Origin of the sequence: Acaryochloris sp. IP29b_bin.148 (assembly GCF_028285565.1) — a bacterium.
GTDB lineage: Bacteria > Cyanobacteriota > Cyanobacteriia > Thermosynechococcales > Thermosynechococcaceae > Acaryochloris.
This window is the reverse complement of sequence record NZ_JANQOY010000100.1, coordinates 1-11,848: the sequence shown is the minus strand read 5'-3', so window position 1 is coordinate 11,848 and position 11,848 is coordinate 1. Positions and strand designations below refer to the sequence as shown.

The 11,848-nt window shown below is 44.7% G+C and carries 10 protein-coding genes and 1 pseudogene; all 11 read left to right on the top strand.

Annotated features, from left to right (window positions below; genetic code table 11):
• Window positions 1-1,874 precede the first annotated feature (1,874 nt).
• The 11 genes and pseudogenes from Q0986_RS09660 (at window position 1,875) to Q0986_RS09615 (ending at window position 11,697) form a co-directional block, all read left to right on the top strand.
• Entirely contained in the window at window positions 1,875-2,102 is a 228-nt protein-coding gene (locus Q0986_RS09660) for a DUF3285 domain-containing protein (RefSeq protein WP_299408869.1), read from the top strand.
• 21 nt (window positions 2,103-2,123) lie between these two features.
• Window positions 2,124-2,666 carry an rRNA maturation RNase YbeY gene (gene ybeY, locus Q0986_RS09655; RefSeq protein WP_299408864.1) on the top strand — a complete coding sequence of 181 codons (543 nt, stop codon included), beginning with the start codon at window positions 2,124-2,126 and terminating at the stop codon, window positions 2,664-2,666.
• A 168-nt stretch (window positions 2,667-2,834) separates the two neighbouring features.
• Complete coding sequence (locus Q0986_RS09650; RefSeq protein WP_299408860.1) at window positions 2,835-3,284, top strand: diacylglycerol kinase family protein; 450 nt, start codon at window positions 2,835-2,837, stop codon at window positions 3,282-3,284.
• A 104-nt stretch (window positions 3,285-3,388) separates the two neighbouring features.
• On the top strand, window positions 3,389-3,988 hold the full coding sequence (locus Q0986_RS09645) for an aminodeoxychorismate/anthranilate synthase component II (protein ID WP_299408857.1): 600 nt from the start codon (window positions 3,389-3,391) through the stop codon (window positions 3,986-3,988).
• 52 nt (window positions 3,989-4,040) lie between these two features.
• Window positions 4,041-4,811 carry an MBL fold metallo-hydrolase gene (locus tag Q0986_RS09640; protein WP_299408852.1) on the top strand — a complete coding sequence of 257 codons (771 nt, stop codon included), beginning with the start codon at window positions 4,041-4,043 and terminating at the stop codon, window positions 4,809-4,811.
• Window positions 4,812-4,901: 90 nt separating this feature from the next.
• A pseudogene (locus Q0986_RS22940) lies at window positions 4,902-4,982 on the top strand (DUF4058 family protein); the annotation flags it as partial.
• Between the two features lie 62 nt (window positions 4,983-5,044).
• Window positions 5,045-5,347: a DUF4058 family protein gene (locus Q0986_RS09635; RefSeq protein WP_299408846.1), complete on the top strand. Its 303-nt coding sequence runs from the start codon at window positions 5,045-5,047 to the stop codon at window positions 5,345-5,347.
• Window positions 5,348-5,486: 139 nt separating this feature from the next.
• Window positions 5,487-7,829: a DNA helicase PcrA gene (gene pcrA / locus Q0986_RS09630; RefSeq protein ID WP_299408842.1), complete on the top strand. Its 2,343-nt coding sequence runs from the start codon at window positions 5,487-5,489 to the stop codon at window positions 7,827-7,829.
• A gap of 40 nt (window positions 7,830-7,869) precedes the next feature.
• Window positions 7,870-8,520: an HAD-IA family hydrolase gene (locus Q0986_RS09625; RefSeq protein WP_299408838.1), complete on the top strand. Its 651-nt coding sequence runs from the start codon at window positions 7,870-7,872 to the stop codon at window positions 8,518-8,520.
• 237 nt (window positions 8,521-8,757) lie between these two features.
• Complete coding sequence (locus tag Q0986_RS09620; RefSeq protein ID WP_299408834.1) at window positions 8,758-9,342, top strand: hypothetical protein; 585 nt, start codon at window positions 8,758-8,760, stop codon at window positions 9,340-9,342.
• Between the two features lie 276 nt (window positions 9,343-9,618).
• Window positions 9,619-11,697, top strand: coding sequence for a dynamin family protein (locus tag Q0986_RS09615; protein ID WP_299408831.1), 2,079 nt, complete (start codon window positions 9,619-9,621; stop codon window positions 11,695-11,697).
• The last annotated feature ends 151 nt before the right edge of the window (window positions 11,698-11,848 follow it).

Sequence of the window (11,848 nt, the reverse complement as noted above, 5' to 3'; positions counted from 1 at the left end):
TAGAGGAGCGGCCTCCTGAGCGTAGGACATATTCTCAGCCTAGCTAAGAATAAGAGCGCTCCACTGCTGAATGGTTATTTCAGCCAGGCTGCACTAGCTCATCAACCTTCCTATCAAGAAGGGCAGATGCTGATGGAGTTAGCATAAACTGCTTCTGGGTCTTGGTTTCACCCCACTTAAGTAATCTATCCTTTGTCATACATTCATCCAAAAAATTTATTCCGGCATAAAAATAGTGTTATCAGTTATCCGAAAGCTACACAGGCAAAAAAAGGACCCTATGTTTACTTAGAGGTTATTTATAAAGTAAAGATAAAAACAGCCTGCAATTCATGCTGTGAAATCACACTAGCGTTTTTATCTCAGAAGTCACCCGAAGTCATCATTCATATCTCAAAGCTTTTTCTCAGAAGCGTTTAGCCTCATTTTAATATTTACTTTATAAATAACCTCTAAGCATCTTTATGAGAAAACTAATAGCGAAAAATTCTAAACATCATTATATTGATAATGAAGCAGTTATATCAGTGTCAATATAACTTATATCTCGTATATTGGTATCAGTACATGAGATATTTTTTGTCTTTTGAGAGTAATTTTAAACAAACAAGTGATTATAAGTAAAAGCTGAAATACTCCATAAAAGAGACTATCTATATAAATATGCCTGTTTAAACCTTCACTTAACTAGTCAGACATTAAATGCTTCTAGTTATGGTGACCAATAGAATGAGTAACTGCAAAAAATAAAATAAATATGTAGATATAAAATTATTTAAAGATATTCGCTATAAGTTTAAATATTGGATTCATTCTAGAGCCATACAAAGTGTACGCTGTCCACTTTGGGTTACTAAAATTTTTAAAAATTCAGAATGAATTCTACTGTCTGTCATCGCATAATACTAGGACAGCGAGAATAGGCTCAGAGCTAGGTTAGTAATCTGAACCGATATTTTGGTTTAGAAGTGCAATTTTCTGTGGAACTGAAATAAGCACTCTGGATATCCAATTAAATTCTACATAATTTTAAAATCTCCCTGTTTGTATAGAGTATGAACAACCCTAGAATTTAAGTTCAGTCATATTTAGGATACTTCTAACTCTGTTTGAGTAAGCATCAACTAACCAAAAGGTAATAGTCCTCAGAACAACTTAAACTTTTGCCTAACAGCTTATACCTGTGGATATATTGATTGTTGACGTGTTGATGCTTGTTATATTGATGAGTTTTATATTGACAAACATGTTGAGAAGCAGTTATATTCGTAGATAAGCGCTAGACAATATATTTAGCTATGCCCCCGAGATATTTTCTTCGGGGGCAAGTCCTGTTTTAAATGGTACAATTCAAGTGTTTATAGTAAGCCAAGTATATTGTTCTAGCGCTTTAGACTTATGCAAGGTTTGCTACTTTTTGGAGGACATAATATATGTCTTTGGGAAGCCTTGTCGAAGATCCTTTTCCCGCAGTTCTACTGTCTGAATCTCAGCAGTTGAATGGTGATTTAGCTACTAACATAGGAGTTCCCTCAACTCCCCCACCCAAAGTACCTGAACCTCAGCCGCCAGGAAATTTCTATCTTACTTATTGGGTGCTCATCACCGTGATTTTCTACCTTTTGAGATCACATGACCCGAAACAATAACATAGAAGAATTAGCCTCATGAATTCTAAACAACACAAGAGGCTAAGGCTTTTATTTTTTCTTGCAAGGCCTAGTATGTCAAAGATTAGGCCTTGCTTTTTCTTGAGACAATTAGATCAAGATCTGCTTGTTTCGATACGGATGACTTACAGTTAGGAGTGGGGAGAAATGCTGACTCTTAGCTGAGCTATATCCCTCTCCAGCGTTGTTATTTGCACTTTAACCATGAGTTCTGACCCTTCTAGCACTAGCGAAACCAGCCCTAACCCTGTTGAAGAGACCAGTACTGAACCTGCACCTGCAACGGATGTCGCTCCAGCCCCCACAGATAGCTACACTAAGCTAGCGATGAGGAACATGGTTCGCAAAGGCAAACGGTCACTGGTGGAGTTTGGCTTAACTTCCGTAGGATTATTGGCCTTACTGATTGGACTCTCCTACCTAACTCGGTAGCCCCCAGTTTTGTCAGACAATATGCAAGTCAACGTCCATGTTCAATGGGACTTGGGTGACGGAGCTGCACAACCGTTGACTCCGATAGAGAGGGATGCGCTTAAGCAGGTGTATCAAATTTCGGAGGTCACTTGGCAAGCATGGTTCCAGCACTGGTTTGAGCACTTGCAGCCTTCTATTTCCCCCATTCAGACCTATGAACTAAGCCTGTTGCTGACGGATGATGCTGCCATCCAGGGCTTGAACGCAACCTATCGGCAGCTTGATCGTCCTACAGATGTTTTGGCCTTTGCCACCCTTGACTCAACGAACCGACCCACAGCGTTATGGTCAGAAATGCCTGTGGAATTGGGCGACATTATCATTTCCGTAGAGACTGCAACCCAACAAGCTCGGGAGCAACACCATACCCTACAGGAGGAGCTAGCTTGGTTAGCGACCCATGGATTGTTGCACCTACTGGGTTGGGATCATCCCACGCCTGAACGATTACAAGAGATGTTAGCCCAGCAGCAAGCGTTAATTAATCTAATCAATGTGTCGGCGGTCACTGGCTACTCCTAGGAGAGTTTGCTAAAACTGTGGGTAACCTATTCCATAAGCCCGTGGAAATAACCTTTGTTATTCAGGGATAGGCTATTTACATAGTTGATTCAGGCCCATCACGTTCAGTTCGATTGCAGCAGTATCCTTTGCGGTCAATAGTGTAGAATCACTAAAAAGATTAAATTTATGTCAAATAAATCTATAATCTCTTCACAAAGTAGGTCTGACTCTGAACCTGCGCGGCTTAAACGTGAGCTGTCCTTTAAGGTGGCTCATAATTTATTCATTAGCTTTAAGTATGCTTGGGCTGGACTGAGCTATACCTTTCAAACTCAACGCAATTTCCGCATTCATACGGTTATTGGTAGTGTGGCGTTAAGTTTGGGGTTGTCTCTCCACCTTCAGCCTGTGGAGTTGGCTGTGATTGCCTTAACGAGTGGCTTGGTACTGGTGATGGAACTACTCAACACAGCCTTGGAAGCCGTTGTGGATTTAACGGTGGAGCGAACTTACCACGACTTAGCCAAGATTGCTAAAGACTGTGCTGCTGCAGCTGTTTTAGTGTCGGCAATGGCAGCGGTGATCATTGCTGGATTTCTGATTATTCCGCCCTTGATGGAAATTTTGCAAGCTTAACCAACGCTTAATCTCGTGGAGCAAGCTTTGGTTCTAGCCAGCTTTGTGGCGATAAACGCGCTAAGTTGGAGAGATGATTTTCTCTAGGGACAGGAGCACAAGCCTTGCTACTGGTGGTTGATAATTACGACAGTTTTACTTACAACCTGGTGCAGTATTTGGGAGAACTCGCTGCCGAATTTGAGGTAGCCCAAGATATCCAGGTTTTCCGCAATGATCAGATTACGTTAGCAGAGATTGAGACACTGCAACCGGATGCAATTGTGATTTCTCCGGGGCCAGGACGGCCTCAAGATGCCGGTGTTTCTCTAGACCTCATTGAGAAGATGGGCGCAAATGTCCCCATCCTGGGGGTTTGCCTAGGCCATCAGAGTATTGGTCAGGTGTTTGGTGGTGATATTGTGTCTGCCCCAGTGCTGATGCATGGTAAAACATCGCCCATCAACCATAAATCTACGGGGGTATTTTCGGGGTTAGACAATCCTTTTACCGCGACTCGTTATCATAGTCTGGTGATAGATAAGGAAACTTGTCCAGAAGTCTTGGAGATTACCGCTTGGACTGAGGACGGCACAATTATGGGGGTGCGTCATCGGAACTATCCTCATATCGAAGGCGTCCAGTTTCACCCAGAGAGTATTTTGACAGCCTCTGGGAAGCAACTACTCAAGAATTTTTTGAACAACCTTCCTGTCGATGATTAATAATTGATCGGGTTTCACAAGACACACATTCAGGGACACAGCACATAAAACTATGAACCGTCGCCGCTTTATGCACTATGTGCAAGCAGGATTGATCACGAGCTTAGGAGCAGGTCTCGCCACCCAATGGCAGTCTTCTCCCGCTCAAGCCGCAGGCTCTCTGAGCATTCGCTGGCTAGGCCATACCTGTTTTTTATTCTCCGGTAGCGGCGTTCAGGTTTTGGTCAATCCATTCCGCCCGGTGGGCTGTACGGCAAACTACCCGTCGCCGCAAACGTCAGCCAATATTGTCTTAATCAGTAGCCGATTGCTGGATGAAGGGGTGGTGGAAGGTTTACCAGGCAGACCCAAGCTCTTGTTTGAACCTGGGGCTTATAAAACGAACGGTCTACAATTTCAAGGCATCCGCACGCTCCATGATCGGGTGAATGGCTATCGGTTTGGCACCAATGTGGCTTGGAAATGGGTTCAAGGCGGCGTCAATGTGGTTCACTTAGGCGGCATTGCCTCTCCTATCAGCGTAGACCAAAAGATTTTGATGGGGCGGCCTGATGTGCTGTTAATCCCCGTGGGTGGCAGTGCAAAGGCTTATAACCCAGAAGAGGCGAAGGCTGCCATTCAAACCCTTAATCCCAAGATGGTGATTCCCACCCATTACAAAACGGCTGCTGCTGACGAAAGTGCCTGCGACTTGCAATCGGTGGATGCCTTTCTTTCCCTGATGCAAGGCACAACAATTCGCCGACCTGGCGGCAGTGGCATCACGGTTAGTTCCAGTAACCTTCCCAGTTCGGGACCTATTATTCAGGTGCTCAATTATTGATCCAAATTTCGATCCCCATGCTTTGATCAGCCGTTTAGTCTTCGGCTTGGGGTGTCTACAATGGGAAGAAACGTCCTTCACTGATTGAATATGCCGTCTCCCTTCCCAGGTATGGATCCCTACTTAGAAGGGTATTTATGGCCTGATTTCCATAATGCTCTGGCGAATAAAATCCGACAACAGCTAGCACCCCTGTTGCGCCCCAATTATGCTGCCCGATTGGAAATTTACGGGTGTGTCGCGGTACCCGGCCCTTTGCCCATCCGCAATTGCCAGAGGTGGCCTATGCGATCGCACTCACACGTGCCCATGCCGGGGTGGTGGATGTCTGGCCCTTACAGCTTTCTGAGCATTTACCGATTTTGCCTGTGCCCCTAAAATCACCTGATTTAGACGTATCGCTCGATTTACCGAGTGCGATCGCAACCCTATACGACGAAGCAGGATATGATTTATCGATTGACTATACTGAAGCACCGCCTCCTCCAACTCTATCTGAGCCAGAGCAAGAATGGGTTAGCGGCCTAGTTTCCTAACTTTAATGATCTCTGGTCTCTAATAACTTGCATTTCAAATGGAATCCCGTATGGTGGGCACAGGGAAGATGGATATTGCTCTGTAAGATGGATAGGGCATCCTCCTCGAATCACTTCTACTTTCTCTCCTTGCTTGTTTATGACTGCTATCCCCGACTTTTTAAGTCATCTCAATCCCTCCCAGCGGCAAGCGGTGGAACACTTTTGTGGTCCTCTATTGGTCGTCGCTGGTGCTGGATCGGGTAAAACACGGGCTTTGACCTACCGAATCTCCAATTTGGTGATGCGGCATCAGGTTAATCCCGAAAATATCCTGGCCGTCACCTTTACGAATAAAGCGGCTCGGGAGATGAAGGAGCGGATTGAGAAGCTATTTGCGGAGCAGTTGGCCCAGCAGGATCATGGCAAAGCCCTGGAGCTATTAGCGCCTCAGCAGCAGACAAAGTTGCGATCGCAAGTCTATAAAACCATTACCAAACCCCTCTGGATTGGCACCTTCCACAGTCTCTGTGCCCGTTTGTTGCGGATGGAAATTGAGAAATACCAGGATGAGAAGGGCCGTAAATGGCAGCGTAATTTCTCCATCTTTGACGAATCAGATGTCCAGAGTCTGATCAAAGATATTGTGGTCAATCAGCTCAATCTCGACGATCGCAAATTTCAGCCCCGCTCCGTTCGCTTTGCCATTAGCAATGCTAAAAACCAAGGGTGGAACCCCCAAGAGCTGGAAGCCAATCAACAGGACTTTCGCGGTCGTGTGGTGGCCCAGGTTTACAGCAAATATCAAGATTCCCTAGCCGCTAATAATGGGCTGGATTTTGATGATCTGATTCGGGTGCTGGTGCAATTGCTAAAGCAGAATGGCCAAGTTCTGGGCTATTGGCATAAACAGTTTCGCCATATGCTGGTGGACGAATACCAAGACACCAACCGCACCCAGTATGATTTGCTGCGATTGCTGGCAACTAACGGTACCGATACCCGCAGCTTTAAGGATTGGGATCATCGGTCTGTGTTTGTGGTGGGTGATGCCGACCAGTCCATTTACTCCTTTCGGGCGGCAGATTTTAAAATCCTGATGGGATTTCAGCAAGATTTTGGTGATGGCCTGCCGGATGATGATACGCGGACGATGGTGAAGCTAGAGGAGAATTATCGGTCTACCGAAAACATCCTCCAAGTGGCCAATGAACTCATCGACAACAATACTGAACGCATCGACAAAATTCTCAAGCCGACTCGGGGAGCCGGGGAACCCATCTACTGCTATCGGGCGGATGATGAACTGCATGAATCCGATTTTGTCGTCCAGCAAATTCGGACCCTAGAGCAATCCCACCCCGAACTGAGCTGGGGCAATTTTGCCATTCTCTACCGAACCAATGCTCAATCTCGGGCTTTTGAAGAGGGCTTAGTGCGTTGGAGTATTCCCTATACCGTGGTTGGGGGGCTGAAGTTTTATGATCGTCGGGAAATTAAGGATGTTCTCGCCTATTTACGCCTAATCGTTAATCCGGCTGATACGGTCAGCCTCAAACGGGTGATTAATACACCCCGAAGAGGGATTGGCAAAACCACCTTAGATCGCCTGACGAATGCAGCCCAGGAGCTAGGAGTGCCCCTATGGGAAATGCTGACAGAAGAGACGGCAGTCAAGACCTTAGCTGCTCGTAGCGCCAAACCAATTTTGCAGTTTGTGGAAATGATGCGGCATTGGCAAGGTCAGGTGGAAACTCAATCTGCAGCCAATATTATTCAGGGGATCTTAGAAGATTCGGGGTATGTTCAGGACTTAAAAAATCAGGGCACCGATGAAGCGGATGATCGAATTGGCAATGTCCAGGAGTTGCAAAATGCCGCTTTACAATATGCAGAAGAGAATACCGACGAGTCTCTCCCTTCTTTTCTCGCGAACACGGCCTTGGCCTCTGATTTAGATGATCTAGATGAAAAAACTACGGTGTCACTGATGACATTGCATTCAGCTAAGGGGTTAGAGTTTCCCATCGTCTTTTTGGTTGGCCTAGAACAGGGACTGTTCCCTAATTTTCGTTCTTTAGAAGATCCGGCTGCGATCGAAGAAGAACGTCGTCTTTGCTATGTTGGCGTTACTCGGGCGCAAGAACGGCTCTTTATTTCTCATGCACGAGAGCGACGACTCTATGGCTCCAGGGAGCCAGCGATGCCTTCACTATTTCTGTCAGAGCTTCCCCGTGATTTATTGCAGACGAATTCCTTATCAGCTATCCCTTCTGAGCCGCCCCATTCTTCTGTTGCGCCGGGAGCTAAAAAGAAAAAAATGCCCAATACCCATGCCATGGATTGGGCAGTCGGTGATCGACTGGTTCATCGCGGTTTTGGCCTGGGAGAAGTGACCCATATTTTTGGGGGTGGCAATAAAATTTGCCTGGCGGTGAAGTTCCCAGGGATTGGTAAAAAGATTATTGACCCGAATATCACGGTATTGGATCGGGTGGAATGAAATTGAAATTCAAGTTATGGAGATACGAGCCTAACGAAGTATGCGCTTGATCGTTTTTGATTTTGACGGCACTCTTGCCGATTCCCTTGGCATATTTATTGAAGCCACCAATCGCTTAGCAAAAGATTTTCGATATGAACCCCTGAATTCCACTCAGGTTGAATTGCTACGGAAGTTAGGGATTCAAGAAATTGCTCAAGAATTGGGGATTCCCAAATGGAGATCCCTTTGCTATTTGCAGCGGTTTCGGCAAGAGCTGACTCGCAGTATTGATGATTTGGCGCTAGTGGAGGGTATCGACACTGCACTGCATAGTTTAAAAGCTGAAGGTTACCGCTTGGGGATTGTGACTGCTAACTCTCGACGAAATGTTGGGCATGTTTTGCAGAAGTATAAAATTGATCATCTATTTGAATTTATCTATGGCGGGCAGATTTTATCGGGAAAAAGTCGAACGCTGAAGAGATTAGCTAGGCATAACGCTAGTCATCCTAAAGAGCTCATTTATATAGGTGATGAAATCAATGATGTGAAGGCAGCGAATCAGGCTGCTTTGATGAGTGTTGCTGTGAGTTGGGGGTTTAACGATCGCAGTGTATTAGCTGAGCAAGGACCTGATTATTTACTAGATAATCCCGAACAAATCCTTGTGAGCCTGACTTCTCAAAAATTATCAATGAGGTCTGTTTAGGTGGATGTCGAGTACTGATAAACGTTAATTGAATTGCTATATGCTATTCCCTTTATAATTATCTTTCCTTGCCTGAACTCTCTATCTTAAAAAACAACAATATTAGTGTCTTAGAAACTATGCCTTACCCACAAGTCCTTAAATGAAGCACTGGCAAAGCATAGAACCTAAAAACTATAAGGCTTACAGGAGTTATGGGTAAAGCATCGGTCTTAGAAAGGTGAGTGGATTATTGGAATGAAACCACCCTTAATTTTCCCAGAACCTAATAAATATTTTTTGTTAACGTTATTTGCTTGGGATCTCATAGCTCTCATGACCTGGGAATTTTTAAAGATCAACTATTCTCGTATCAAGCTTGTAACTAATAATAGCCCATCCATCTTGATGGTTTTTTTTGCTGCAACTATTTTGTTTTTTTGTGCTTTCACTCTTCCTTATATAGCCAAATATTGTAATCAATTAAAAATCAAATCCCAGAAGTTGACCCATAAACACTCTTTTCTCGTCATATCCACTTGTTTTTTGTTGTTATTAGCTACTTATTCTCCTCTAATGATGTTAGTAGACTTCCCTTATGATAAAAAACAAGGTGAAACTGTATATGTGCTGACTAAAGATACTAGAAAAATAAAGCAAGGAGGTTCAGCTTCGTACTTTTCATTAATCACTACATCTTGGAGAAATCTGCCAGCAGAAGAATTTAAATCAGAATTTTATCCTTTCACAAGATATTCCAAAGGAGATGCTTTATCTATTAGGATCAGTAAAGATATTTTTGGAAAAATACGTGTAGCATCCATTAAAAAATCGAGAAAATAAAATTATTATTCATCTAATTAAATCAGAATATACTCAGGAAGCTACTGTGTGAATCAAATAAATACTTTGTTTGTTGAGCAATCACGTCTTGCTGCCAATACTAAATCCCTATTATCTGGAAGACTCAAATGAGCGTATAAACAAGGATATGTCTCATAATATTCCTGACTTAGTTATACAGTTAAGAAATTAGGCTAATTTAGCCCTCACATATTTTTCGATGAATTTAAAAGTGCAGATGGGTATGCTGGAAAAGCAGCCTTACCTTCCTCCACTATGAGTAACCCCGTCGAAACCGCTAGCTTCCTGGAAGACTTAGATCGCATTTCACAGATCCGTCAGGAAATCGCCTCCCATTTATCCAACATTGCCGAAACCTTAGAAGATGCTGAACGGGCTGGTGAATCTGCCTCTGGATCATTGCAGCTTCAACAGGAAATCGAAGACGTGAGTGTCGCCTGCCGTAACTTAAAGCAGGGAGTCTTTCGGTTGATGGTTTTGGGAGACATGAAACGGGGGAAAAGCACCTTTCTTAATGCGCTGATTGGTGAGAACTTGCTGCCCAGTGACGTTAATCCTTGCACGGCCCTGCTGACCATCTTGCGATATGGTCCAGACAAAACTGTGACTGTCCACTTCAATGATGGTAAATCTCCCGAACAAATAGACTTTGCTAGCTTTAAAGACCGCTACACCATCGACCCAGAAGAAGCTAAGCAACTAGAAGAACAAAAGCAGATTGCCTTTCCAGACGTGAGCCATGCTGTGGTTGAGTATCCCCTACCGTTGCTAGAGAAAGGCGTTGAAATTGTCGATAGCCCAGGCTTGAACGATACGGAAGCCAGAAATGACCTCTCCTTGGGCTTTATTCAAAACTGTCATGCCATTCTCTTTGTACTGCGAGCCACCCAGCCCTGTACTCTGGCTGAACGTCGCTACCTTGAGAACTATATTAAAGATCGGGGACTGTCGATCTTCTTTTTAATTAATGCTTGGGACCAAATTAAGGAAAGTCTGATTGACCCAGATGATCCAGAAGAATTGGAAGATGCCACCCGCAAACTCCATAAAGTCTTCCATGCCAATCTGGCGGAATACTGCCAAATCGATGGCTATGACCTCTATGAAGAGCGGGTATTTCCCGTCTCAGCTTTGCAAGCCCTCCGCAAGCGAGTGAAAGATACGGATGCCAACTTAGAGGGCACTGGGTTTCCTGACTTTTTGTCCTCACTCAATACCTTTCTGACCCAAGAACGGGCGATCGCAGAATTACGGCAAGCCCGAACCTTAGCCCGACAAGCCCTCAATCGCGTTCAAGACGCCACAACTCGACGGATTCCCCTGCTAGATCAGAGTGTTCAGGAATTAGAACAACGCATTGAGTCCGTAGAGCCAGAATTTGAGGATTTGAAAGAAATTGGTGAGAATTTTAGAGCAGATATTTATCGAATGCGAGATCAGCGATCGCGTTCCATTGCCGATTCATTTCGCACCTATATATTCGATTTAGAGGCGACCTTTGACCAAGACTTCCTTAAATATCAACCCCCCGATCTAGAACTGCTCGATCTATTTAGCCAAGGGCGACGTGAAGCCTTTAACGCTGCGTTTCAACAAGCCTTTCAGCAGTATGTCAACGATAAGTTCTTTGCCTGGAGTGTTCGGGCTGAGCGTGATCTCAAAAGCGCATTCGAAGAGCTGTCCAGAAGCGCAGAACAATACGGCAACTCCTATGCCCGAGTGACTGATCGGATCACCGAAAAACTGACAGGGCACAATATGAATGCTCGCGGTCCCAAACATCAGTCCAATGACAACGTGCCTGGGTGGGCTAAATGGGCGATGGGCTTATTCTCTCTCGCCTCTGGCAATATCGGCGGTGCAGCAATGGCCGTTACAGGATTTGACTTCCAGAGCATTATGCTCAACTTCTTTACCTCTGCAGGGATTGCTTTAATCGCTTCATCGGTCTTTGGCATTATGTTGGGACCCATCACCTTTGCCTTAGTGGGGTTAGGCATTGGGGCTTTGCAAGCGGATCACGCTCGCAAACAGCTCACCAAGGCCACAAAAGAAGAATTTGTGAAATGTCTGCCCCAAATTGCTCAGGAAAAATACCAGCCCATTTACAACTCAGTCCAAGACTGTTTTGATGCCTACAACCAAGAGGTGATGCAGCGTTTGCAAGAGGATATCCAGTCTCGCAAACAGGAATTGGATAACCTCCTAGAGCAGAAAAACTCCCGTGAGATTGATCGCCAAACGGAAGTTGCTCGTCTAGAAAACTTAGAGCAAGCAGTCTCTACCGACTGTGAGCTAATTGAAACTGCCTATCAAAATCTACTCACGGCATAACAACTGCTTTGGGTTGCAAATTTCTTCGCCTTAGACAGCATGGTCGTTTGTCTGACTAGTGCAGCCTGGCTGAAATAACCATTCAGCTTATCTATCGTCAGTGAACCCTGCAAATTTCCAATTGAAGGGCTTGGCCATCGTGCGGTTAAAG